Below are 23,749 nucleotides of genomic sequence, written 5' to 3'. Positions count from 1 at the left end.
GGTAACAGCGTCTCCCCTTAACGGAGTTGACCGGATGTTCGCCAGCCGATCGAGTAACCGCCGCGCCCTGCCGGCCCTGGTGGCCGTGGCCGCGCTGGCCCTGGCCGCCCTCGCGACGGGTCCCGCGCCCGCGGCGGGCGCCGGGTCCGCCGGCGCCGGACCGCGCGAGGTCTTGTTCGTGGGCAACAACTGGGAGGGCACCGCCGACGTCCTCGCCTCCACCGGGAACCTGGCCAAGGTGGGCCGGATCAACATGATCCCGGACAAGGAGGAGCGGCTCCGGGAGATCTACCTCAACCCGGTGAAGCTCGCCTACTTCCTGGGCGTACGGGCCACCGCGGGCGAGGGCCACGACCAGTTCGTGGACGACATGTACACCACCCCCGACGGCTCCGCCGTCGTCGCCTCCCGCCCCAGCTTCGCCGACGTCGTCTCCATCGACGTCCGCACCGGCCGGGTCAACTGGCGCTTCCCCGTAGCCGGTTACCGGGCCGACCACATGGCGGTCTCCCCGGACGGCACCCGCGTGGCGGTCTCGGCCTCCACCGCCAACACCGTGCACGTCCTCGACATCGCGAGCGGCCGGCAGGCCGGCTCCTTCACCACCGGCGACAAGCCGCACGAGAACACCTTCACCCGGGACGGCCGTCACCTGTGGAACAGCTCCATCGGTGACGTGACCTCCGCCCTCGACGCGCCCTGGCTGGACTGGACGAAGGGGGACCGCAGGATCACGGTCGCCGACGCGCAGACCCTCCGTCCGGTCCGGGTGATCGACATGCGGGCCCGCCTCGACGCCTTCGGGCGCTCCGACCTGTCCGACGCGGTCCGGCCCATGTCCTTCACCCCGGACGAGTCGAAGATGTACTTCCAGGTGTCGTTCTTCAACGGCTTCGTCGAGTACGACGTGGCCGCCGACCGGATCACCCGGATCAAGACCCTCCCCGAGAACCCCGCCACCAGCACCGACCGCACCACCTGGGTCAACGACTCGCGGCACCACGGCATGTCCATGAGCCCGGACGGATCCAGGCTGTGCATCGCGGGGACCATGGACGGCTACGTGACCGTCGTGGACCGGGCCACCCTGGAGCAGGGGCCGCTCGTGCCCGCCGCCAAGCCCTACTGGGCCACCGTCGACGGTGACGGCTCCGGCTGCGTGATCTCCGAGAGCGGCGCCGACCAGGTCACGGCCATCGACTTCGCGACCGGCACCAAGCGGGTGTCCGTACCCGTCGGTGACCACCCCCAGCGGGTCCGCCTCGGACACGTCCCGGCGGACTGGACGGGGCCCGCGGCGCGCTGAGCGGGAACCGCCCGGGGCGGGAACGCGCCGCCGCGGCGGGAACCCGCCCTTTATGAAGTGACTGGTCCGCCATGACCGATTAGTCTCCGGATCATGGTGGAGATCCGCGAGGTGCCCGAGTCCGACATCGACCGTGCTCTGGAGCTCGCGTACCTGGTCTTCCACGACCGCCCCGAGAAGGAGGGGCGCGAGCGGCACCGCGAGCTGCTCCGCCACTGCTCGCGGATCGGGGCCTACGACGGCGACGCGCTCGTCGGCTTCATGGCCGCGCACGCGTTCCGGCTCTCGGTGCCCGGGGCGGACCTGCCCTGCCCCGGGCTCACCTTCGTCTCCGTCGCCCCCACCCACCGCCGGCGCGGCGTACTGACCGCCCTGATGGGCGAGATGCTGCGCCGGGCGGGGGCGGACGGCAGCCCCGTCGCCGCCCTGTGGGCCTCCGAAGCCGCCATCTACGGGCGCTTCGGCTACGGCAGCGCCACCCAGGGCGCCACCATCGAGATCGACTCCACCCGGCCGCTGGCCCTGCGCATCGAGCCGGACCGGCGGCCGCTGCGGCTGGTCGCCCCCGAGGACGTGATCGCCGTAGTCGGCCCGTACCACGAGGCGGCCCGCGCCGTCCGGGCCGGGCGGCCCACCCGCGACGAGCGGCGCTGGGCCGAGGAGTGGCTCACCGAGCAGGACGAGGAGGACGAGGAGCTCAGCCCTCCCCGGATCATCGTCCTGGGGGAGCCGGGCGAGCCGATCGCCGGCTACGTCCTGTACCGCACGAAGCCCGAGCAGGACTCCGGGGGCGTGCGGACCCCGGGCCTGGTCCGGGTCGACGAACTGGAGGCCGACACCCCGCAGGCCGCCGCCGCCCTGTGGGAGTGCGTGGCCTCCCTCGACCTCACGGGCCGGGTCACCGCGTGGGGCCGGCCGGCCGACGACCCGCTGCTGCACTTCGCCGCCGACCGGGACCAGGTCCGGGTCACCGCCCTGTTCCCGGCGCTCTGGCTCCGGCTGGTCGACGTGGCGGCGGCACTGACCGGGCGCTCGTGGGCCGCGCCGCTGGAACTCGTACTCGAGCTGACCGACGTACGGCTGCCCGCGAACGCGGGGCGGTTCCTCCTGAAGGCCGGGCCGGACGGGGCGACCTGCGAGCCCGCCGCGGACCGGGAGGCGGACCTGACCCTGGACGTACGGGAACTCGCGGCCTGCTACCTCGGCGGGACCCGGGCCGTCGAACTGGCCGCGGCCGCGCTGCTGGTGGAGCACACCCCCGGCGCGGCGGCGGCCCTGGACGCGGGGCTGCGCACCGCGCTGCTGCCGCACACGGCGGACGAGTTCTGAGCCCGGCCGCCCCGCAGCCCCAGCCGCCCCCGCCCGGCGGATTCGGCTCAGCGGGCGGGCAGTGAGATCCGGGCCGCCGACATGCCGAAGCCGGCACTCAGGACGCCGGTGGAGATCCCGTCACCCAGCCGGTGCAGGTCCTCCTCGCGGTAACGCTTCACCTTCTGGTGCCAGTTGAGGATTCCGGCGAGCCAGTCCTGCAACTCCGTCACGTACGCGTCGAGTCCGGCCCGGGCCTGCTCGTCCAGCTTCCAGTCGTCGTAGAGCAGCGGCAGCCGGCTTGCGACAATGTGCTCGAACTCCTCGGTGCGCTGGGTCATCAGCGAGTGGCAGATGTGCAGGGCGTCCTCGTAGCCGATGTCGAAGAAGTTGCGGGTGACGAGTACGTAGTTGTGCACCTCGCCCTCGATCTCCACCTCCTTCTGGTACGAGAAGATGTCGTTCATCAGGCAGGCGGCGTCGGCGGCCGCATTCTCCAAGGAGCGGATGGTCCCGGAGGCGTAGATCTCATCGGGGATGCCCCGGCCCGCCTGGCCGAGCCGGCACAGGTACGTGGTCAGGTACGTGCCGAAGGTGATGCGGCGCATCTCGGAGTAGTCCACCGGGTCCGGGATGCGGTTCTGGATCTGGTTCTCCACCTCCCACACCCAGCTCTCCAGCATGCCCACGAGGGCGGCCCGGAATTCCGTGCGCACCTCGGGAGTCATGTCCCGGCTGGTGCGCACCCACAGGTCACCGAGGGAGCGCTCCATCGCGGTGACCGCCGTCGCCTGCTCGGCGTGGTCCACCGGGACCATGGCGACGAGGCGGGCGGTGGCGGCCTTGGCGGCCGGCAGGTTCTTGGCCTGCGCGAAGACCACCGGGTAGTAGTCGTCCCCGTACGTGCCCCAGGTCAGCCAGCAGGCGTTGAGGGTCAGCGCCTCGGGGGTGGCGTCGGGGTCGAGGCCGGCGGAGCAGAGCGCGAAGTCGTAGCCGCGCAGTTTCTCCTCGGTCCAGATCGCCGAGCCGGGGTCGCCGGGCTGCGGGTGGAGGAGGCCCATCTCCCGTGCCCAGGCCACGGATTCCTCGTGTGCGTGGGAGTGGTGCGGGCTGAGGGTGAGCGGGAACGGCATGTAGATGTCCGGGATGACGGACGGGCCGGTGCGCTCGAAGGGGACGTGGGTGAAGGAGCGCCGGCGCAGTTCCAGGGCGCGGGGCGCGAGGATGGAGCGGAGGTCGAGCGCGGTGGTGCCGAGGCCCGAGGGCATGAACGGCAGGGTGAGCGGCGCGGTGGCCCGGGCCTCCTTGTTCATGTAGCGGCTGGAGACCATGTGCCACTCGTGGCCGCCGGACTGCCAGTCCTGGAGACCCTTGGCGTAGGCGAGGACGGCGGTGATCTCCGCCGGGTTCATGGCGTGGTCGGCGAAGAGCTGGGGGAGTTCGGCGAGGGCGGTCTGCTCGAACTGCTGGAGCCGGGAGGTGAGGAGGTCGTTGGAGGCCTCGGCGGCCTCCTGGGTGGTGCAGTCCAGGAAGGTCTCCAACACCAGGATGGCGTTGGAGAGTTCACCCTCCTCGGAGACCTCGCGCTGGTAGGAGAAGATGTCGTTCCTGATGTGCACGGCGTCGGAGAAGGCGTCGCGCAGCACGCCGAGGGGGCGGGAGTGCGCGACGCGGGCCGGAACCTCCGCGGAGACGTACTCGATGAGACCGGCCGACCAGGGAGCGCCGCCGACCTTGCGGCGCATCTCGATGTATTCGAGGGGGTTGGAGACCCGCCCGATGTTGATGTTGGCGAGCTCCCACATCGACTCGTCGAGGAGGTTCTTGGTGGACAGGGAGAATCGTTCCCGCCAGTCCATCGACATGGCCGGGACGGTACGGGCCCACAGGTCGGCGAGGCCGGCCTCGACGGGGTTGGTGGCCTCGGGGAACCCGTCCGCCAGGTCCATCGGCATGAAGGCGCCGAGCCGGTCGAGGTAGGCCTTGGCGCCCTCGCGGTCCTGGGAGCGCTTGTACATCTCCAGGAAGTGGTCGTCGAAGAAGAACACCCACACGTACCAGTCGGTGACCAGGGACAGCACCTCGCTGCCGCAGTCGGGGTGGGTGTACGAGCAGAGCAGGGCGTAGTCGTGCGAGTCGAGGTCGCGCTCCTCCCAGACGCCGGAACCTTCCAGCATCCCGAAGTCGCGGGCCCACTTCTTGGTGTGGACCCTGGCGTCCTCCAGGTGGGGGTTCAGTCGCGCCGGATAAGGCACATAGAAATCCGGCAGTTGAAACGGCTGCGTCACGGCAGGGTGGGCCTTTCATCTGACTGTCTCGCTGGTTCCTCACGAGATCAGCAGGGCACTACCCGTGTTGCCGGTGGGATAAGGGGGAGTTCACTTCATCAGGTGACGTGTGTGCCGTTCTGCGGCGGATGGGGCGGGCGACCGGTAGGGGGACGGGAGAGGTGTGGCCGGGGAGGTGGCGTGCCCCCTCCCCGGCGCGGGGGCTCAGGCCCCGGCGGACTTCCGCTCGTCGAACGCCGGGTAGAACTTGCGCAGCAGGCCGAAGGTCTCGGGGAAGTCGAGCTGGCCCGGGGCGGAACTGGCTCCGAAGAACGAGTAGGTGATCCGCGACCCGAGGGCGGGGAAGAAGACGCGCGAGACCGCTCCGGCCTCACCCATGGCGATGACGATCAGCCGGGTGTCCTCGGCTCCGGCGCGCAGCAGCAGCGAGGCCAGCCGGCGTACGTCGTCCTCGGACCGGACCATGGTGGACACCTTGACCACATCGGCGCCGGCGCTCTTCGCGTCGTCGATGACGGTCTGGAGTTCCCCGGTGTCCGGGGTGAATTCGAAATTGTGATAGGAGACGAGCGCCACCGTGTCGTTCCGGTGGGCGGCCTCGATCACCTGGGAGAGGATTTCCCCGGAGGAGAGCTCGATGTCCACGGCGTCGACCTGGGGGGCGAGCGCGCGGAACAGTTCGAGCCGCTGTGCCTCGGTGCCCTTCCAGTCGCCGCCTTCGCGGGCGGACCGGATGGTGGCCAGTACGGGAAGTGTCTTGAACGCGTCCACCTGCGCCAGGACATGGGCCGTGTCGGTGGCCGCGTACCGGTCGACGCGCAGTTCGGCCACGTCGACGCCGGCGCTCTTCGCGGCGTGCGCGCGCGGCTCGGTCTCGCTGTCGTCGAAGCTGACGGCCACCAGCGGAATCCCGCCGTCGAGAAGCGCCCGCAGTGAATTCATTTCTTGGTCACAGCCTTTTCGATTCCGATATCCGACGCGAAGTACAGGGTGAACGGGGCGGATTATACGTGGAATCGCCGGGGGTAAGGGGGGCCGCCCGCCCCTTGGGCCGCTCCCTGGCGGGGCCGGTGTCCAGCGCACCCGAAGGTGCGGGTGTCGCACCCTGGGATGTTTGTCCGATTGTTCTAGGTTTGTGCCATCAGTTCATATTTTGGAGTTCCGGGAGGGACACACATGGCGATCGACCTCGACAAGGTGCTGGACAAGGCGTGGGCCGACAAGCCGCTCGCGGAGGTGCTCGCGGCGCCGGTGGCCGCGCTCAAGGGCGTCACCGACAAGGACGGCGAGCTGCTGCTCGAAGCCTTCGGCGTGAAGACCGTCGCCGATTTCGGCCAGCTGAAGTACGCGCGCTGGGCGCAGGCGCTCGTGGCGCTGAACCAGACCACGAAGTAGCAGGACCACCGGGGCGCCCCGGCTGCTACCCGGCGGGCCTCAGGTCCCCGCCGGGGTGGGCCGCGCGCCAGGCCTTGATGGACAGGTCCCAGTCGTCGCCCGTCAGGGCGGTGAGGGACGCGGGGAAGAGGCCGTCCTCCTCCTTCGCGATGTGGTGGTGGAGCTCCTCCACCGCCCGGCGCAGCGCCGCCGTGTCCGCGGGGTCCGCCAGGTCGGCGCCGGCGAGGAACGCCGCCAGTTCGCGGTGTTCCCCGACCAGCGCCGCGATGTACGGGGCGTACTCCGGGTCCTGCTCCATGACGGCGAACAAGCCGTCCTCCTCGCCCTTCCAGTGGGCGAGCAGGACGGCCGTCATCTCCGCGACGAGGGCACGCGCCCTCGGGAGGTCCCCCGCGTCGAGGGCGCGCAGGGCGTCGCCCGCCGCGTTCGTCACCGCCTCGTGCTCGGCGATGAACTCCTTGATCAGGGGGATCTCACGGCAGCCGCAGTAGTGGCACATGCGGCCCAGTCTGATCCAGCCGGTGCCCGGTCAGTCGCTTTCGCCTTCGAGGTTGCCCTCCGTGTCCAGGTACACCTGGCGCAGCGCCTCCAGGACCTGCGGGTCCGGCTTCTCCCACATGCCGCGGGACTCGGCCTCCAGCAGCCGCTCCGCGATCCCGTGCAGGGCCCAGGGGTTGGCCTCCTCCAGGAAGGCTCGGTTCTCCGGGTCCAGGACGTACGTCTCGGTCAGCTTGTCGTACATCCAGTCGGCCACCACGCCGGTCGTGGCGTCGTAGCCGAAGAGGTAGTCGACGGTCGCGGCGAGCTCGAAGGCCCCCTTGTAACCGTGGCGGCGCATCGCCTCGATCCACTTCGGGTTCACGACGCGGGCACGGAAGACGCGGGAGGTCTCCTCGACCAGCGTGCGCGTCTTGACCGTCTCGGGCCGGGTCGAGTCGCCGATGTACGCCTCGGGGGCCGAGCCGCGCAGGGCGCGGACGGTGGCCACCATGCCGCCGTGGTACTGGAAGTAGTCGTCGGAGTCGGCGATGTCGTGCTCACGGGTGTCGGTGTTCTTCGCCGCGACCGTGATCCGCTTGTAGGCGGTCTCCATCTCCTCGCGCGCCGCGCGCCCTTCAAGGCCCCGGCCGTACGCGTACCCGCCCCACACCGTGTAGACCTCCGCGAGGTCGGCGTCGGTGCGCCAGTCGCGGGAGTCGATCAGCTGCAGGATGCCCGCGCCGTACGTGCCCGGGCGCGAGCCGAAGATGCGGGTGGTGGCCCGCCGCTCGTCCCCGTGCACGGCCAGGTCGGCCTGCGCGTGGGCCCGTACGAAGTTGTCCTCGGCGGGCTCCTCCAGCGAGGCGGCCAGCCGTACCGCGTCGTCCAGCAGGCCGATGACGTGCGGGAACGCGTCGCGGAAGAAGCCCGAGATGCGCAGGGTCACGTCGATGCGCGGCCGGCCGAGCTCCGCGAGCGGGATCGGCTCCAGGCCGGTGACGCGGCGCGAGGCCTCGTCCCAGACCGGGCGGACACCGAGCAGCGCCATGGCCTCGGCCACGTCGTCGCCCGAGGTGCGCATCGCGCTCGTGCCCCACAGGGACAGGCCGACGGAGGCGGGCCATTCGCCGTTGTCCGTGCGGTAGCGGGTCAGGAGGGAATCGGCCAGGGCCTGACCGGTCTCCCACGCGAGGCGCGAGGGGACGGCCTTCGGGTCCACCGAGTAGAAGTTGCGGCCGGTCGGCAGCACGTTGACCAGACCGCGCAGCGGGGAACCGGAGGGGCCCGCCGGGACGAATCCGCCGTCCAGGGCGCTGACCACGTGGGTGATCTCGTCGGTGGTGCCGGCCAGGCGCGGGACGACCTCGCGGGCCGCGAAGTCCAGTACGGCCGCCACGTCCGCCGAGTGTCCGGCGGCCACGGAAGTCACCGCCTCCGGAGCCCAGTTCGCGTCCTCCATCGCCTGGACCAGCGCGCGGGCCGTCTCCTCCGCCTCGTCGGCGGTGGTGCGGGTGGCCGCGGACTCGTCGAGGCCGAGCGCCTCGCGCAGACCGGGCAGGGCCGTCGTACCGCCCCAGATCTGGCGGGCGCGCAGGATGGCGAGGACCAGGTTGACGCGGGCGTCGCCGGTCGGGGCGCCGCCCAGGACGTGCAGGCCGTCGCGGATCTGGGCGTCCTTGATCTCGCACAGCCAGCCGTCGACGTGCAGGAGGAAGTCGTCGAAGCCGTCGTCGTCGGGGCGCTGCTCCAGACCCAGGTCGTGGTCCAGCTTCGCGGCCTGGATCAGGGTCCAGATCTGCGCGCGGATGGCCGGCAGCTTCGCCGGGTCCATCGCGGAGATCTGGGCGTACTCGTCGAGGTGCTGCTCCAGGCGCGCGATGTCGCCGTACGACTCCGCGCGCGCCATCGGCGGCACCAGGTGGTCGACCAGCGTGGCGTGCACCCGGCGCTTGGCCTGGGTGCCCTCGCCCGGGTCGTTGACCAGGAACGGGTAGATGAGGGGCAGGTCGCCGAGCGCGGCGTCGGGGGCGCAGGACGCCGACAGGCCGGCGTTCTTGCCCGGCAGCCACTCCAGGTTGCCGTGCTTGCCCAGGTGGATCATCGCGTCGGCGCCGAAACCGCCGTCCTCGGCGCGGGCCTGGATCCAGCGGTACGCGGCCAGGTAGTGGTGCGAGGGCGGCAGGTCCGGGTCGTGGTAGATCGCGATCGGGTTCTCACCGAAGCCGCGCGGCGGCTGGATGAGGATGAGGAGGTTGGCGCGCCGCAGGGCGGCCAGCACGATGTCGCCCTCGGGGTTGGCCGAGCGGTCCACGAACATGTTGCCCGGGGCCTCGCCCCAGTGCCGCTCCACGCTCTCGCGCAGATCGGCGGGCAGTTCGGCGAACCAGCGCTTGTAGTCGGCGGCCGGGATGCGGACCGGGTTGCGGGCGAGCTGCTCCTCGGTGAGCCAGTCCTGGTCGTGGCCGCCGGCCTCGATCAGGGCGCGGATCAGCTCGTCGCCGTCGCCGGAGACCAGGCCCGGGACGTCCTCGACGGGGCCGAAGTCGTACCCGCCCGCGATGAGCGTGCGCAGCAGCTCCACGGCGCTGGCCGGGGTGTCCAGGCCGACCGCGTTGCCGATGCGGGAGTGCTTGGTGGGGTACGCGGAGAGGACCAGGGCGATCTTCTTGTCGCGGCGGTCGATGTGGCGCAGGCGCGCGTGGCGCACGGCGATGCCGGCCACGCGGGCGGCCCGCTCGGGGTCGGCGACGTAGGCGGGCAGACCGTCCTCGTCCAGCTCCTTGAAGGAGAACGGGACGGTGATCAGGCGGCCGTCGAACTCCGGTACGGCGACCTGGGTGGCGGCGTCGAGGGGGGACAGGCCCTCGTCGTTCTCCTCCCAGGCGGACCGGGAGCCCGTCAGGCACAGGGCCTGCAGGATCGGCACGCCGAGGGCGGCCAGGGCGCCGGCGTCCCAGGACTCGTCGTCACCGCCGGCCGAGGCGGTGGCGGGCTTCGTGCCGCCGGCCGCGAGGACCGTGGTGACGATCGCGTCGGCGGACGCCAGCTGCTCGATCAGCTCCGGCTCCGGGGAGCGCAGGGAGGAGACGTAGAGGGGGAGCGCCTGGGCGCCGTGGGCCTCGATCGCCTCGGAGAGGGTGTGCACGAAGGCGGTGTTGCCGCTCATCTGGTGCGCGCGGTAGTAGAGCACCGCGATCCGGGGACCCTCGGTGACCTGCGCAGTGCGCTCCAGCGGGCCCCACGTGGGGGAGGCCGCCGGGGGCTCGAAACCGTGGCCGGTCAGCAGCACGGTGTCGGAGAGGAAGCGGGCGAGCTGCTCCAGGTTGGCCGGGCCGCCGTGGGCGAGGTAGCCGTGCGCCTCGGCGGCGATGCCGATCGGGACGGTCGAGGCTTCCATCAGCTGGGCGTCCGGGGCCTGTTCGCCGGTCAGCACGACCACCGGGCGGGTCTGGCCGGGGGCCAGGAGCAGGTCGAGGCCGTCCTGCCAGGCGCGCAGGCCGCCGAGGAGGCGGACGACGACCAGGGAGACGCCGTCGAGGAGACCCGGAAGGTCGTCGAGGGGAAGGCGGGAGGGGTTCGCGAACCGGTACGGGACGGGAGCGTCCCCGGCGGTCGCTGCGCGGGCGCTGAGCAGATCGGTGTCGGACGTCGACAGCAGCAGGATCATGCGGCGGCAGGCCTTCCTCGGGGTTTCCGCGCCCCGGGCAGTGAGGACGGCGGGAGTTCCTGACTCATCCGGTGCGGCTCGCTGCCGCGCGGATTCACAGTGGCGGGACCGCGCCGGATTCGCACCGGGCTTCCTCCCAAGTCGCCGTCCTCGGCGATGGCGGGCCTGTTGGCCGCCTGGGACTCATCTTAGGGGGCTGGTGGGCGGGGGTCTCGGGCCGGGTCCGGGGCCGGGTCCGGGGACGTGGGCGGGGGCGTGGTCGGGTGCGGCGCCGCTGCCGGGGCTCTGCCCCGGGCCCCGCGCCTCAAACGCCGGCGGGGCTGGATTCGGCGGGGCCGGGAGCGACCGGGGGCCGGACGGTGGCCGGTCGCGGATGGCAGGGACGGCGGCGCGGGTGGTGGTGGTGGTGGTGGTGGGGAACGGCAGGGACGGCGGCGCGGGAGGGGGTGGTGGTGGTGGGCGGGGAACGGCAGGGGCGGCGGCGCGGGAGGGGGTGGTGGTGGTGGGCGGGGAACGGCAGGGGCGCGGGAGGGCGGAGGTGCGGGTGGTGGGGCGGGAGGGGGCGGGTGCCGGTGGGATCGGGTTCGGTTCGGGGTGGCTGGTTCGGGGTGGTGATCGACACAGGGGGTGGGCGCAGAATCGTGGGTATGCTCGCCGCCATGCCCACGCCCCCCTCCGCCACAGCGCGGGACGAACCCGCCATACGGGATCGCGGCGACGCCTGCCCCGGCGCGCTGCGCCTGCATGCGGCCGACGACGGGTACCTGGCGCGGGTCCGGATCCCGGGCGGTCTGCTGACCGGCCGGCAGGCCTCGGTGCTGGCGCTCGCCGCCGACCGGTTCGGGGACGGGCACCTGGAACTCACCTCGCGCGGGAACGTGCAGCTGCGCGGGCTCGCCGAAGGCTGCGGCGCGGTGCTGGCCGAGCTGCTCGACGGGGCCGGGCTGCTGCCCGCCCCCGGCCACGAGCGGATACGGAACATCGTGGCGACCCCGCTGTCCGGGATCCTGAGCCCCGAGCGGCCCCATGTGACGCCCTGGGTGGGGGAGTTGGACCGGCTGCTGTGCGCGAGCACCCGCGCGGCGGCCCTGTCCGGGCGGTTCCTGTTCGCCATCGACGACGGGCGCGGGGACGTCGCCGCGCTCGACCCCGATGTCACCGTGCTCGGCGGACCGCGGGGCCGGGCGCTGGTCCGGCTCGGCGCGGCCCGGGACGCCGTGGAGGTGGACGCCCCCGAGGCCCCCCGGGCGGCGCTGCTCGCGGCCGAGTACTTCCTCGACTCCGCCGACGCCGCCGGCACCCGCGCCTGGCGGGTCTCCGAACTGCCCGCCGTACACGCCCTGGACGCCGGGGAGTTCGCGGTACGGCTCGCGGCGGCCGGCATCGCCGCGGTCCGCGTACCCGAGGTGGCCTGGCCGTACGCGCCGCCGCCCAAGCCCTGGGGGCCCGGTGGCCCCGGTGACCGGACGCCGCTGTGCGTCCTGCCCCCGCTCGGCCGGCTCACCGCCGACCAGTGGCGCGTGCTGGTGAATGTCGCAGCCGCGGGAGAGACCGACGACGGCGAGCTGCGGATCACCCCGTGGCGGAGCATCGTCCTGCCCCGCGCGAGCACCCGGCGGCCCGTCGACGGCTACGCGCGGCTCGAGGCCGCCGGCCTGTCCGTCGCGCCCGACGGCCCCTGGGAGTCCGTCACCGCCTGTACCGGGCAGCCGGGATGCGCCAAAGCACTGTCCGACGTACGCGCCGACGCGCGGGCCGTCGTGGACGCCGGCGGTGGGGCTCCGGCCGGGCCGGCCGGCGCGCCCGTGCACTGGTCCGGGTGCGAGCGCCGGTGCGGGCATCCGCGCGGCGCCGCCTGGATCGACCTCGTCGCCACCCCCGACGGGTACCGGCTCGACGGTCGCCCGGTGCCGTCCAGTGAACTTGCCCAGGCCGTCGCCCACGCGCGCAGCCAACCCCGAGTGTCCGAAGACGCAGTGAAGAAATGAGCGAGTACACCGTGTTCGAGTACGAGAAGGATGGCGCCGAGATCTACCGCCAGTCCTTTGCCACGATCCGCGCCGAGGCGGACCTTTCCGGGCTGCCCGCCTCGGTCGCCCAGGTCGCGGTGCGCATGATTCACGCCTGCGGGATGACCGACCTGACCCGGGACCTGGGCTACTCGCCCGAGGTCGTCCTGCGGGCGCGCGCCGCCCTGGAGGCCGGTGCGCCGATCCTGTGCGACGTGCAGATGGTCGCCAGCGGGGTCACCCGCAAGCGGCTGCCCGCCGACAACCAGGTGATCTGCACCCTCTCCGACCCGGCCGTGCCGGAGCTCGCCGCGAAGATGGGCACGACGCGCAGCGCCGCCGCCCTCGAAGTCTGGCGGGACCGGGGCCTGTTGGAGGGTTCGGTGATCGCCGTCGGGAACGCGCCGACCGCGCTCTTCCGGCTGCTGGAGATGATCGAGGAGGGCGCCCCGCGCCCCGCCGCGGTCATCGGGGTCCCCGTCGGGTTCATCGGCGCCGCCGAGTCCAAGGACGCCCTCGCCGAACACCCCTCCGCACTCGACCACTTGATCGTCCGGGGCCGTCGCGGCGGCAGCGCCATGGCCGCGGCCGCCGTCAACGCCATCGCGAGCGTGGCCGAATGAGCACCGACGAAGCCCGCACCGACGGCGCCCGTGCTGTTCCGGGGCGGCTCTACGGGGTCGGGCTCGGGCCCGGCGATCCCTCGCTGATGACGCTGCGCGCCGTCGAGGTCATCGCGCAGGCCGACGTGGTCGCGTACCACTCGGCCCGCCACGGCCGCTCGATCGCCCGCTCCATCGCCGCGAAGCACCTGCGCGACGACCACGTCGAGGAACCGCTGGTCTACCCGGTCACCACCGAGACCACCGACCACCCCGGCGGCTACCAGGGCGCGATGGACGAGTTCTACGAGGCCTCCGCCGCCCGGCTCGCCGTCCACCTGGACGCCGGCCGCACCGTCGCCGTGCTCGCGGAGGGCGACCCGCTCTTCTACAGCTCGTACATGCACATGCACAAGCGGCTCTCCGACCGGTACGAGACCGAGGTGATCCCCGGGGTGACCTCGGTGAGCGCCGCCGCCGCACGGCTCGGCACCCCGCTCGTGGAGGGCGAGGAGGTGCTGACGATCCTGCCCGGCACCCTCTCCGAGGAGGAGCTCACGGCCCGCCTCGCCGCCACCGACTCGGCGGTCGTGATGAAGCTCGGCCGCACCTTCCCCGCCATCCGGCGGGCCATGGAGAACAGCGGCCGGCTCGCCGAGGCGCGCTACGTGGAGCGCGCGACGATGGCGGGGGAGCGGACCGGCGTCCTGGCGGACACCGACCCCGACTCCGTCCCCTACTTCGCCGTCGCCGTGGTGCCCAGCCGGATCGGAAACCCCGGCAGCGTGCCGTCCGGACCCGGAGAGGTCGCCGTCGTCGGCACCGGCCCGGCCGGGCCGCTGTGGCTCACCGCCGAGACGCGGCGGGTGCTGGCCGACGCCGAGGTGCTGGTCGGGTACACGACGTACCTGGACCGGGTCCCGGTCAAGCCGGGCCAGATCCGGCACGGCTCGGACAACAAGGTCGAGTCGGAGCGCGCCGAGTTCGCCCTCGACCTCGCCCGGCGCGGCAAGCGGGTGGCCGTGGTCTCCGGCGGCGACCCCGGGGTCTTCGCCATGGCCACCGCCGTCCTGGAGGTCGCGGGGCAGCCCGAGTACGCGGACGTGCCCGTACGGGTGCTGCCCGGGGTGACCGCCGCCAACGCGGCGGCGGCCCTGGCCGGTGCGCCGCTCGGCCACGACTACGCCACCATCTCCCTCTCCGACCGGCTCAAGCCCTGGGAGGTCATCGCGGAGCGACTGCGCGCGGCCGCGGCGGCCGATCTCGTACTGGCCCTGTACAACCCGGGCTCGCGCAGCCGGAACTGGCAGGTGGCCCAGGCCCGCGAACTGCTCCTGGAGCTGCGGGCACCGCAGACCCCGGTGGTCGTGGCGCGCGACGTGGGCGGGCCGGAGCAGTCCGTCCGCATCGTCACGCTGGGCGAACTGGAGCCGTCCGAGGTGGACATGCGGACGATCCTGCTGATCGGCTCCTCGCAGACCCAGGTGACCGAGCGGCCCGACGGGTCGCGGGTGACGTGGACGCCGCGCCGGTACGGGTGATCCTGGCTGCCGCCTGACGAGGCGAGGGGTCCGGGGGTGGTCTGCCTCCCCGGGCTCCCGCGCCGGGCGGTGGGCGGGCTGCGGGTGTGCCGCTGCGCGGCGCGGAGTCCCCTACCCGCCCTTCGCCCGTTCCCCGGAGCTCCGCCCCGGACCCGTTCCCGCGCGCGGCGCCGTTCCCGGGGGCCGGCCCCGGACCCCCGCTCCTCAAACGCCGGAGGGGCTGAGATTGCCCTGCGGGCAACCCAGTTCGCCGACGTGCACGTGCAGGCTGGCGCCGGCCGAAATCCAGCCCCGCCGGCGTTTGAGGCGCGGGGTCTGGGGCGGAGCCCCAGGGGGTCCGGGCGCAGCCCGGGGAACGGGGGAAGGGCGGGTAGGGGAACTCCGCCCCGCGCAGCGGTCGAGCCGCAGCCGGGGTCCGGGCCGGGGCCGCAACTGGGGCCGCAGCCGCGGCCAGTCGAGGGCGCCGGCGGCGGGCCGGGTGCCGGCGGTCGCCTCAGGCGGACAGCCAGGCCAGCACGCCGCCGACCGACGGAGTCACCGGTACGCCCTCGGGGACCGGCGGGCGGCGGACGACCAGGACCGGGATGCCGGCCTCGCGGGCGGCGGTGAGCTTGGGGGCGGTGGCGGAGCCGCCGCTGTCCTTGGTGACAAGGAGGTCGATGCGGTGGCGGGCCAGCAGGTCCTGCTCGTCGGCGAGGGTGAACGGGCCTCGGGCCAGCAGGACTTCGAGCCGCGGCGGCGCGGGCGCGGCCGGGGGGTCCACCGAACGCACTAGGAACCAGGGCTCGGTGAGGTGCGAGAAGCTGTGCAGTCCCATCCGGCCGGTGGTCAGGAAGACGCGGGTCCCGAGGTGCGGGAGCAGCGCGGCCGCCTCGGTGAGGGAGTCCGCGAAGTGCCAGTCGTCCCCGGGCCCCGGGGTCCAGCCGGGACGGCGCAGGGCGAGGAGGGGCACACCCGAAAGGGCCGCCCCCTCGGCCGCGTTGAAGCTCATCCGCTCCGCGAAGGGGTGCGTGGCGTCGACCAGGTGGGTGACCCCGTGGGCCGAGATCCAGGCCGCCAGTCCGCCGGGACCGCCGAAGCCGCCGATCCGGGTCTCGCCGGGCGGCAGCACGGGGGACGTGACCCGGCCGGCCAGTGAGGTGGTCACCCGGGGGGAGTCCGGGGCGGCGGCCAGCGCCTCCGCGAGGCGGCGGGCCTCCGTGGTGCCGCCGAGGATCAGGACGTGCGGACCCGGGACGGCCGGATCAGCAGACATGCCGGTCGCGCTCGGCGGAGTACAGGTGGCTGTCGCGGAACTGCTCGGCGCCCAGGGTGCGGCCCACCAGGATGACGGCCGTGCGGACCAGCCCGGCCTCCTTCACCTGGGCGGCGATGTCGGCCAGCGTCCCGCGCAGGATCAGCTCGTCGGGGCGGCTGGCCATCGCGACCACCGCCGCCGGGCACTCGGCCCCGTAGTGCGGCAGGAGTTCGTCCACGACCCGGTCCACGTAGCGGGTGGCCAGGTGCAGCACCAGCAGCGCCCCGCTGCGGCCCAGCGTGGCGAGGTCCTCGCCGGGCGGCATCGGCGTGGCCTGCTGGGAGATCCGGGTCAGGATCACGGTCTGGCCGACGGTGGGGACTGTCAGCTCCCGCTTCAGCGCGGCGGCCGCCGCGGCGAAGGCGGGGACGCCGGGGACCACTTCGTAGGGGATGCCGGCCGCGTCGAGCCGCCGCATCTGCTCCGCGACGGCGCTGAAGACGGAGGGGTCGCCGGAGTGGAGCCGGGCCACGTCCTGGCCGGCCGCGTGTGCGCGTACGCACTCCTCGATGATCTCGTCCAGGTTCAGCTGCGCGGTGTCGATCAGGCGGGCGTCCGCCGGGCATTCGGCGAGGAGTTCGCGGGGGACCAGGCTGCCCGCGTACAGGCAGACGGGGGCGGCGGCCAGCGTCCGGGCGCCGCGCACCGTGATCAGGTCGGCGGCGCCGGGGCCCGCACCGATGAAGTACACGGTCATTGCTTTCTTCTTTCGTGGATACTCCCTGCTTTTGCTGGGAGAGGATACGAATCCTTGACTCGGGGTGCGGAGCGTCGGAGGTCTCTTCGGCTTGCCAGTGCCGGTCAGGTGGTGTCGGTGGGCCCTTCGGGGCGGGTGGTGTAGGCGTAGCCGTCGGCGCGTTGGAGGAGACGGAAGTGTTTGTGTCTGATGCCCTGGATGAGGCCGTGTGCGGTTTTGATGTTGAAACTGCCGGTGGCGCGAACGGCGATCCGCCCGATGTGGGCACCGGCCCTTTTGCCGACGGGGACGACTGCGCGGGCGAGGTCGCCGGTCTGGTAGCCGAAGAACTGCTTTTGCCTGGGCAGGCGGAGGCGGGGGAAGCCGTATTTGTCGGTGCGGGTGCGGGTGTAGGTGCCGCGTCCGGTCGCCGTGACCGAAAGCACCGTGGCTGGGGTACGGGTGATGGTGTCGAGTTCACCGACGCACAGGGCGTCGAGGGTGTGGGTCTTCGGGGTGCCGGTGCGCTGCCGGTTCCATTTCGTGCGGCCACCGGATGCGGCGCGCACCGAGGGGAACGCGGCGTCGAGGGCGCGCCAGAGTGCCCAGCGGGTGGTGTTGACGGCTGCCGCATCGCGGAGCGGGGCTTTGGCCTGGGCGAGGATCCGGGCCAGCACGCGCGGGGACTTCCTGAGGAAGTCTTCGACGGGCTGGTTGGACTTCTTCTCGTTGCAGGGGATGCAGGCGGTCGTCAGGTTGGAAACACGGTCGCTGCCGCCGCGTGAGCGGGGGTGGATGTGGTCGATGTTGAGCGGTACTCCGGTGGCGCCGCAGTAAGCGCAGGCCCTCTCCCACTTGGCGAGGAGGTACTCGCGGACTTCTGTGCCGTGCAGGGTGCCGTGCCGGTACTCGGCCCCCTTCAGCGGTCCGCCGTGGGACATGGCGTGGGTGTCGAACGCGACGCGTTCCACGTGCACCGCGCGGACGGGTGCCCAGCGTGCGAGTCGTGTGGTCCAGGACATGGTGGTGTCCACGCGGTGGCGCAGCGAAGGAGCGAGCCAGACCTTGGGGCGGGTGCGGTTGGAGAAGCGGGGTGCGCGGTAGCGCAGATTCCGGGTGCGCCGGCCGCGCCGGTAGGCGGCACGAGCCGTGAGCTTGTCCCGGATGGCGGAGCCCCGGTGGGTGAGTTCGACCGCGTAGAGGCCACGGCGCTCACCGTCCTTCGCGGTGAAGACAGCGATTCCGGTGTGCTTGGAGCCGGGGTCGATCCCGAGTTCCACACCGTCCACCTGCGATGCGCAGACCGTGCGGTCCTTGAGCCGGATTACGAACGGAGTGTGCCGGGCCACGACCGCACGGCCCTGCTTGAGGAGCTTGCGGGCCCTGGCAGGGCCGGTTGGTTGGAGCGGTGTGCCGTGCTTGTCCAGGACGAACACGACGGGGTGGCCCTCACGGGCCTTCTCTCCAACCAAATGGTTGGGGGTGACGCGCCCGGCGTCAGGTGAAGCGTCGGGCATCTCCCCTCGCACATGTACCGCGCCGGGTGCCTTAGGGCGTTCGGGTCCCGTTTCGTCCCCGATCCGGGGGGTGTCTGCTGACTCGAATTCGAGAGCAAGCTGCTGAGGAAGCACAGTTTGGTCGGTCTTCTGTCCTACGCGGTACGTAGCCAACTTCGTTCACCTCCGCATACGCGTTGGCTGGTGCTGGTAACGGCGCCCCTCAGCCACAGCGGCTGAAAGGCCCTCCTTAAGGAGGGGGATCCCGTTACATCGTCTGATCCACCATCCCAGGGTAGGGCTTGGTGACCGTCCACTGGGTGACGGGCATCGCCTGGCGCCAGCCCGTGAAACCGCCGACCGGTACGGCGTGCGCGACGGCCAGTTTGACGAGTTCGCCGCCGTGGCGGCGGTAGCGGTCGGTGAGGACCGCCTCCGACTCCAGGGTCACCGTGTTGACCACGAGCCGGCCGCCGGGGGCCAGCGCCTCCCAGGCCGCGTCGAGCAGGCCGGGCGCGGTCAGGCCGCCGCCGATGAACACCGCGTCGGGGGCGGGCAGCCCGGCGAGCGCGTCGGGCGCGGAGCCGGTGACCACGCGCAGGCCGGGTACGCCGAGGGCGGTGGCGTTACGGGTGATCCGCGCGGCCCGCTCCGTCACGCGCTCCACGGTCACCGCCCGGCAGGAGGGGTGCGTGCGCATCCACTCGATGCCGATGGAGCCGGAGCCGCCGCCGATGTCCCACAGCAGTTCGCCGGGGGCGGGGGCGAGGGCGCACAGGGTGGCGGCGCGGACGTGGCGCTTGGTGAGCTGGCCGTCGTGCTCGTAGGCGGCGTCGGGCAGGCCGGGGGTCGCGCCGAGCCGGGGGGCTTCGGCGCGGGGGTCGCGGCGGCAGTCGACGGCGATCACGTTGAGGGGGTCGCCGGGCGGGTGTTCCCAGCTCTGGGCGAGGCCCTCGTACGCGTCCTCGTGCTCGGAGCCGAGCTGTTCCAGGACCCGCATCCGGCTGGGGCCGAAGCCCCGCTCTCGAAGCAGAGCGGCGATCTCGTTTGCGGTCAGTGCTCCGGCGCTCAGCACCAGGACCCGGCGGCCTTCATACAGCGCGGCCGCGAGCCGGGCCACCGGGCGGCCGACCACGGTGACCACCTCGGTGTCCTCCACCGGCCAGCCGAGGCGGGCGCAGGCGTAGGAGACGGAGGAGGGGTGCGGCAGGACGTGCAGGGCGCCGGGGCCGAGCTCCTCGGACAGGGCGCGGCCGATCCCGTAGAACATCGGGTCGCCGCTGGCCAGCACCGCGATGCGGCGGCCCGCGTGCTCCGCCATCAGCTTCGGCACGGCCGGGCGCAGCGGGCTGGGCCACGCGACCCGGGCGCCGCCGCATTCCCCGAGGGGGAGCAGGTCCAGCTGCCGGGGCCCGCCGATCAGCACCTCGGCCCCGGCCAGCGCGGCCCGGGCGGGGGCGGTCAGTCCGTCCCAGCCGTCGGCGCCGAGGCCGACGACCGACACGGGTACGGGGGGCGGTGCGGAGCTCACTGGGTGGACCTCGGGGTACGGGAAGCGGGTGGACCCGCAGCCTACTGGGCCCGCCCGGGGTCCCCGGCGGCCGGTCCCCGGGGTCCGGCCCCGGCCGGCCCGAGCCCGGCCCGGGCCCGGCCCCCGGGCATGTGCAGGGCCTGTCCGGCGGATCCTGCCGGGCGGCCCGCCGGCGCGGACCGCCCGGCAGGATCCGCCGGACAAGGAGCCTGGTGGGGCAGGTCGGGCCCGCCGTTAAATGCCTCGACACCGGGCGGGGTGATCGGGGACGCTTCGCGCGATGACAAGAATCGACGACACGCCGCCCGCGTGGGACGAGCGCACCCAGCTCACCACGTTTCTCGACTACACTCGTGCCACCGCCCGCGCCAAGTGTGATGGCGTCTCGGCGGAGAACGCCCGCAAGGCGCTCCTGCCGGGCTCACCGCTGATGACCATGAGCGGATTGATCAACCATCTCCGCTGGGTCGAGTACTACTGGTTCCAGGTGGTCTTCCTCGGCGAGGAGGACCAGGGCCCCTGGACCGATGAGGACCCCGACCGCGAGATGCGCATCGGCGTCGACTTCCCGCTCCCGCAGTTGGTCGACGAATACGCCGAACAGAGCGCCCGTTACCGCGAACTGGTCACCGGGAACGACCTGGACAAGCAGGCCCAGCGACCCATCCGCGACGGCCGCCACGTCGACCTGCGCTGGATCCTCCTCCACCTCACCGAGGAGACGGCCCGCCACAACGGCCACCTGGACATCCTGCGCGAGATGCTCGACGGCACGACCGGCAGCTAGACCGTGTTCTAGAAGTTGCCGGCGCGCCCCGGTGGGGAACGGCACTAGCGTTCAGTCACGGCTGCGAATCCCGTGCACGATCCCGGGCCACGCATGACGAAGGGGTACCTCATCGATGCGCATCCTCCTGATCGGGCCGCCCGGGGCCGGCAAGGGCACGCAGGCAGTGCGCCTTGCCGCGCATCTGTCGATCCAGCACATTTCCACCGGTGACCTGTTTCGCGAGCACATCGACCGGGGCACTGAGCTTGGCCAGAACGCCCACACGCACATACACGCCGGCCTTCTTGTACCGGACGAGGTCACGATCGGGGTGATCAAAGAGCGGCTTGCCCGCCCGGACACCGAGCGCGGATTCCTGCTGGACGGCTTCCCCCGCAATCTCGCCCAGGCGCAGGCGTTGGACGGCATCCTGGCCGACTCGGAATCGAGGCTGGATGCCGTGCTCGACCTGGAGATTCCCGAGGACCAGGTGGTCAGACGGGTCGCTGGACGACGTTTGTGCCGTCAGCACCGCGAACACATCTTTCACGTCGACTACAGCGCACCTGAAGTGGCAGGAATCTGCGACGTCTGCGGCGGTGAGCTGTACCAGCGCGAAGACGACCGCGAGGCAACCGTTCGTAAGCGACTGGAGGTCTACCGCACCGAGACGGCGCCGGTCGTCGACCACTACCAGGCCCTGGTGACCACGATCTCGGCCCACGGCCAAGTCCAGGAGGTCATGGACCGCGCGCTGGACGCAATCGGCCAAGGCCAGGCTGACGCCGCTGGTACGTCGAGCTGACGCCCCTCCGCCGTGAACGTGCGGGCTGCCGTCTTTGAGATCGCCGCCGAGGACTGCAAGATCCTCCTGCCCCAACCGCCCCCTCGGGCCCGTACATCGCCGAGATCTGGAACGTGCTCGCCTCGTGCCGTGATGACCTCGGTGTGGGACGATGGTGCCTGGTCGGCGGTCCTGACCGGGCTGCAGGCCCGGGCGGATGCCGCCGGTTTGATCACTTGGGACGTGAACGTCGACTCCACGATCTGCCGGCCCATCAGCACGCTGCCGGTGCCCGTCGGGACAGCCGAGCCCAGAAGGAACCGCCGGGCCCAGAAGGAACCGCCGGGCGGCAATCGGGCCGAACCCGACGACCACGGCCCGGGCCGGCCCCGCGGTGGCTGGACCACGAAGATTCACCTGGCCTGCGAGCAAGGGCAGAAGCCGTTATCGCTGCTGGTCACAGCAGGTCAGTGAGGAGACAGTCCGCAGTTCACAGCGGTGCTGGAAGCCATCCGGGTGCCCCGTCTCGTGCTGGTCCGACCGCGGGTTCGTCCGTCGCGGGTGCGGGGCGACACGGCGTATTCATCGCGCGCGAACCGTGAGTATCGGCGGTGGCCACCCGGTTCGACAAGCTCGCGGTCCGCTTCGAGGCGACCATCCTCATCGCCGCGATCAACGAATGGCCGTGCATGGCCCAGATCGCCCGGGGTCGGGCCCCGGGCCGTGTCCGGGCTCGGCGCCGGGAGTAGGGTGCGGGGGCCGGTGGGCCGTGGGGCTGCCGGGACGGGAGGAGCTGCCATGGCGGGCTGGAAGGCGAGCCGGATGCCGGATCAGAGCGGGCGTGCGGCCATCGTCACCGGAGGCAACAGCGGGATCGGCTACGCCGCCGCCAGGGAACTCGCCCGCCGCGGCGCCGCGGTGGTGCTGGCCTGCCGGAGCGCGGCCAGGGGGCGGGCCGCCGAGGTGGCTCTGCGGGGTGAAGTACCCGGCGCCGACGTGGAGTTCATGGCGCTGGACCTCGCCGACCTGGCCTCCGTACGGGAGTTCGCGACCGCGTACGGCGGCGCCGGAGCGGCGCCCTTGACCTGCTCGTCAACAACGCCGGCGTGATGGCGCTGCCGTACGGCCGGACCGCCGACGGCTTCGAGACCCAGTTCGGCGTGAACCACCTCGGCCACTTCGCCCTCACCGGGCTGCTGCTGCCCCGGCTCCTCGGCGCCCCGCCCGGGGCCCGGATCGTCAACCTCTCCAGCAGCTTCCACGCCCTCGGGGACGTGGCGCACGACGACCTGAACAGCCAGCGGGATTACCGGCGTTGGATCGCCTACGGCCGCTCCAAGAGTGCGAACCTGCTCTTCACCCACGAGCTCGCCCGCCGCCTGGCGGCCGCCGGATCCGAGCTCGTCGCGGCCGCCGCCCACCCCGGCTACGCCGCCACCAACCTGCACGTCGGGGCGACCCCGCAGGCGGGGATCACCCTCACCTCGCGGTTCACCGCCACCGCCACCGCCCTCGGGAACGTGATCGGCAACACCGTCATCGCGCAGTCCGCCGCCTCCGGCGCGCTGCCGACCCTGTACGCGGCCACCGCGCCCGGGGTGCGGCCCGACGAGTTCATCGGGCCGCGGCTCGGCTGGCGCGGTGCGCCCGCCCGATCCCGGCGGGCGAAATGGACCCTGGACGACAAGTCCGGCGAACGGCTCTGGGGTGCCTCCGAAAAGCTCACCGGAGTCTCGTACACGTCTCTATCGCGCTGATTCCCCGAGGGCTAACTTGCTACTCGCCAGTCACTTCAGGCTGTCGAGTCCGCGTCGCGTCATGCCGCATCCCTGGGAGAGCCATGCGCAGATCCGCCCTGCCCGTGCCCCTGTTGTTCCCGGTGCTCGCCGCCCTGGCCGCGGCCCTCGCCGCGGCGCTGGTGGCCGCTCTGCTCACCGCCCCGACGGCACGGGCCGCCGGGAGCGCCGAGCGCGCGGAGCGGCGTACGCCGGTCGTTCTCGTCCACGGGTTCGGGGACACCGCGGCCTCCCTCGACGGGCTGGAGGACCATTTGCGCGCCCAGGGGTGGCTCTCCAGTGACCTCGCCGAATTCGGCTACGACTGGGCCGCCACCAACGACGCCAACGCCGCCCGGTTCGGCGCCTTCCTCACCGAACGGTTCGGCAGCCGCCCCGTCAACGTGGTCGCTCACAGCATGGGTTCGCTGCTGACCCGCAAGTACCTCAAGGACGGCGGGAGTTCCCGGGTCCGCGCCTGGGTCTCGCTCGGCGGACCCAACCACGGGGCGGGGGACGCCGCGCCCTGCGGCCCCTTCGCCACCTTCTGCGACATCCACGCGGCCTCGCTCGCCGACATGACCCCCGCCAGCCCCTTCCTGAACTCCCTCAACGCGGGGGACGAAACCCCGGGCGCCACCCGCTACACCACCTTCAGCTCCACCTGCGACCAGCAGATCCCGCCCGGCGACAGCCGTGCCCCGCGCTCCACCGAACTGGCCGGAGCCGTGAACCACGTCCTGCCGGTGGGCGACAGCGGCTGCCCCTCGCACTACGGACTGCTCGGCAACGACTGGGTCCGCCGGTAGATCGTCGCCGAGTTCT

The 23,749-nt window shown here is 72.5% G+C and carries 21 protein-coding genes and 1 riboswitch; of the genes, 13 read left to right on the top strand and 8 right to left on the bottom strand.

From position 1 onward, the window contains the following. Nucleotides 1–34: 34 nt before the first annotated feature. Together ACODT5_RS11545 and ACODT5_RS11540 are read left to right on the top strand one after the other, a co-directional pair. The gene (locus ACODT5_RS11545; protein WP_422519075.1) at nucleotides 35–1,306 is read left to right on the top strand and encodes a YncE family protein; all 1,272 of its coding nucleotides are present in this window, start codon (nucleotides 35–37) and stop codon (nucleotides 1,304–1,306) included. Between the two features lie 93 nt (nucleotides 1,307–1,399). Beyond that, nucleotides 1,400–2,635: a GNAT family N-acetyltransferase gene (locus tag ACODT5_RS11540; protein ID WP_422519074.1), complete on the top strand. Its 1,236-nt coding sequence runs from the start codon at nucleotides 1,400–1,402 to the stop codon at nucleotides 2,633–2,635. A gap of 47 nt (nucleotides 2,636–2,682) precedes the next feature. On the opposite strand, the gene ACODT5_RS11535 is transcribed toward ACODT5_RS11540, so the two are convergent. Together ACODT5_RS11535 and aroD are read right to left on the bottom strand one after the other, a co-directional pair. Next, on the bottom strand, nucleotides 2,683–4,902 hold the full coding sequence (locus ACODT5_RS11535; RefSeq protein ID WP_422519073.1) for a terpene synthase family protein: 2,220 nt from the start codon (nucleotides 4,900–4,902) through the stop codon (nucleotides 2,683–2,685). Between the two features lie 204 nt (nucleotides 4,903–5,106). Then, nucleotides 5,107–5,844, bottom strand: a complete 738-nt coding sequence (gene aroD, locus ACODT5_RS11530; protein WP_422519072.1) for a type I 3-dehydroquinate dehydratase — start codon at nucleotides 5,842–5,844, stop codon at nucleotides 5,107–5,109. Between the two features lie 234 nt (nucleotides 5,845–6,078). Between aroD and ACODT5_RS11525 the strand changes: the two genes are divergently transcribed. Then, entirely contained in the window at nucleotides 6,079–6,297 is a 219-nt protein-coding gene (locus ACODT5_RS11525; RefSeq protein ID WP_243338778.1) for a hypothetical protein, read from the top strand. A 25-nt stretch (nucleotides 6,298–6,322) separates the two neighbouring features. Here the strand turns inward: ACODT5_RS11525 and ACODT5_RS11520 are convergent, their stop codons facing one another. Together ACODT5_RS11520 and cobN are read right to left on the bottom strand one after the other, a co-directional pair. Beyond that, nucleotides 6,323–6,796: a hemerythrin domain-containing protein gene (locus tag ACODT5_RS11520; RefSeq protein ID WP_422519071.1), complete on the bottom strand. Its 474-nt coding sequence runs from the start codon at nucleotides 6,794–6,796 to the stop codon at nucleotides 6,323–6,325. Nucleotides 6,797–6,826: 30 nt separating this feature from the next. Next, complete coding sequence (gene cobN / locus ACODT5_RS11515; RefSeq protein WP_422519070.1) at nucleotides 6,827–10,444, bottom strand: cobaltochelatase subunit CobN; 3,618 nt, start codon at nucleotides 10,442–10,444, stop codon at nucleotides 6,827–6,829. 53 nt (nucleotides 10,445–10,497) lie between these two features. Next, a riboswitch (cobalamin riboswitch) is annotated at nucleotides 10,498–10,601 on the bottom strand. A 502-nt stretch (nucleotides 10,602–11,103) separates the two neighbouring features. Between cobN and cobG the strand changes: the two genes are divergently transcribed. Genes cobG through ACODT5_RS11500 form a run of 3 tightly spaced genes read left to right on the top strand, consistent with a single transcriptional unit; the run spans nucleotide 11,104 to nucleotide 14,596 of the window. After that, nucleotides 11,104–12,432, top strand: a complete 1,329-nt coding sequence (gene cobG / locus ACODT5_RS11510; RefSeq protein ID WP_422519069.1) for a precorrin-3B synthase — start codon at nucleotides 11,104–11,106, stop codon at nucleotides 12,430–12,432. Beyond that, nucleotides 12,429–13,076: a precorrin-8X methylmutase gene (locus tag ACODT5_RS11505; RefSeq protein WP_243338785.1), complete on the top strand. Its 648-nt coding sequence runs from the start codon at nucleotides 12,429–12,431 to the stop codon at nucleotides 13,074–13,076. Before cobG ends, ACODT5_RS11505 begins: the two co-directional genes overlap by 4 nt. Beyond that, the gene (locus tag ACODT5_RS11500; RefSeq protein ID WP_422519068.1) at nucleotides 13,073–14,596 is read left to right on the top strand and encodes a precorrin-2 C(20)-methyltransferase; all 1,524 of its coding nucleotides are present in this window, start codon (nucleotides 13,073–13,075) and stop codon (nucleotides 14,594–14,596) included. The genes ACODT5_RS11505 and ACODT5_RS11500 overlap by 4 nt, the downstream gene beginning before the upstream one ends. A gap of 493 nt (nucleotides 14,597–15,089) precedes the next feature. On the opposite strand, the gene ACODT5_RS11495 is transcribed toward ACODT5_RS11500, so the two are convergent. From ACODT5_RS11495 to cbiE, 4 genes are all read right to left on the bottom strand, one after another. Further along, nucleotides 15,090–15,851, bottom strand: coding sequence for a cobalt-precorrin-6A reductase (locus tag ACODT5_RS11495; protein ID WP_422519067.1), 762 nt, complete (start codon nucleotides 15,849–15,851; stop codon nucleotides 15,090–15,092). Further along, nucleotides 15,841–16,590 (bottom strand): precorrin-4 C(11)-methyltransferase, encoded by a 750-nt coding sequence (gene cobM, locus ACODT5_RS11490; RefSeq protein ID WP_422519066.1) that lies wholly within the window; start codon nucleotides 16,588–16,590, stop codon nucleotides 15,841–15,843. The genes ACODT5_RS11495 and cobM overlap by 11 nt, the downstream gene beginning before the upstream one ends. A 104-nt stretch (nucleotides 16,591–16,694) precedes the next feature. Then, nucleotides 16,695–18,086 carry an RNA-guided endonuclease IscB gene (gene iscB, locus ACODT5_RS11485; protein ID WP_422519065.1) on the bottom strand — a complete coding sequence of 464 codons (1,392 nt, stop codon included), beginning with the start codon at nucleotides 18,084–18,086 and terminating at the stop codon, nucleotides 16,695–16,697. Between the two features lie 247 nt (nucleotides 18,087–18,333). Beyond that, on the bottom strand, nucleotides 18,334–19,596 hold the full coding sequence (gene cbiE, locus ACODT5_RS11480) for a precorrin-6y C5,15-methyltransferase (decarboxylating) subunit CbiE (protein ID WP_422519064.1): 1,263 nt from the start codon (nucleotides 19,594–19,596) through the stop codon (nucleotides 18,334–18,336). A gap of 280 nt (nucleotides 19,597–19,876) precedes the next feature. On the opposite strand from cbiE, the gene ACODT5_RS11475 reads away from it, so the two are divergent. The 7 genes from ACODT5_RS11475 to ACODT5_RS11445 all read left to right on the top strand — a co-directional run bounded on the left by ACODT5_RS11475 (nucleotide 19,877) and on the right by ACODT5_RS11445 (nucleotide 23,733). Beyond that, on the top strand, nucleotides 19,877–20,383 hold the full coding sequence (locus tag ACODT5_RS11475) for a DinB family protein (RefSeq protein WP_422519063.1): 507 nt from the start codon (nucleotides 19,877–19,879) through the stop codon (nucleotides 20,381–20,383). Nucleotides 20,384–20,498: 115 nt separating this feature from the next. Beyond that, nucleotides 20,499–21,170 carry an adenylate kinase gene (locus tag ACODT5_RS11470; RefSeq protein ID WP_422519062.1) on the top strand — a complete coding sequence of 224 codons (672 nt, stop codon included), beginning with the start codon at nucleotides 20,499–20,501 and terminating at the stop codon, nucleotides 21,168–21,170. Nucleotides 21,171–21,299: 129 nt separating this feature from the next. After that, on the top strand, nucleotides 21,300–21,623 hold the full coding sequence (locus ACODT5_RS11465; protein ID WP_422519061.1) for a hypothetical protein: 324 nt from the start codon (nucleotides 21,300–21,302) through the stop codon (nucleotides 21,621–21,623). Nucleotides 21,624–21,760: 137 nt separating this feature from the next. After that, the gene (locus ACODT5_RS11460; RefSeq protein ID WP_422519060.1) at nucleotides 21,761–21,898 is read left to right on the top strand and encodes a hypothetical protein; all 138 of its coding nucleotides are present in this window, start codon (nucleotides 21,761–21,763) and stop codon (nucleotides 21,896–21,898) included. Nucleotides 21,899–21,947: 49 nt separating this feature from the next. Beyond that, on the top strand, nucleotides 21,948–22,259 hold the full coding sequence (locus ACODT5_RS11455; RefSeq protein ID WP_422519059.1) for an SDR family NAD(P)-dependent oxidoreductase: 312 nt from the start codon (nucleotides 21,948–21,950) through the stop codon (nucleotides 22,257–22,259). Then, entirely contained in the window at nucleotides 22,259–22,906 is a 648-nt protein-coding gene (locus ACODT5_RS11450) for an SDR family NAD(P)-dependent oxidoreductase (protein WP_422519630.1), read from the top strand. The genes ACODT5_RS11455 and ACODT5_RS11450 overlap by 1 nt, the downstream gene beginning before the upstream one ends. An 83-nt stretch (nucleotides 22,907–22,989) precedes the next feature. Continuing rightward, nucleotides 22,990–23,733, top strand: a complete 744-nt coding sequence (locus tag ACODT5_RS11445; RefSeq protein WP_422519058.1) for an esterase/lipase family protein — start codon at nucleotides 22,990–22,992, stop codon at nucleotides 23,731–23,733. Nucleotides 23,734–23,749: the final 16 nt, after the last annotated feature.

The organism is Streptomyces tatrensis, from assembly GCF_049310065.1.
Taxonomy (GTDB): domain Bacteria; phylum Actinomycetota; class Actinomycetes; order Streptomycetales; family Streptomycetaceae; genus Streptomyces.
Note: the sequence above shows the minus strand (reverse complement) of the source record. Positions and strands in the feature narration are given on the sequence as shown.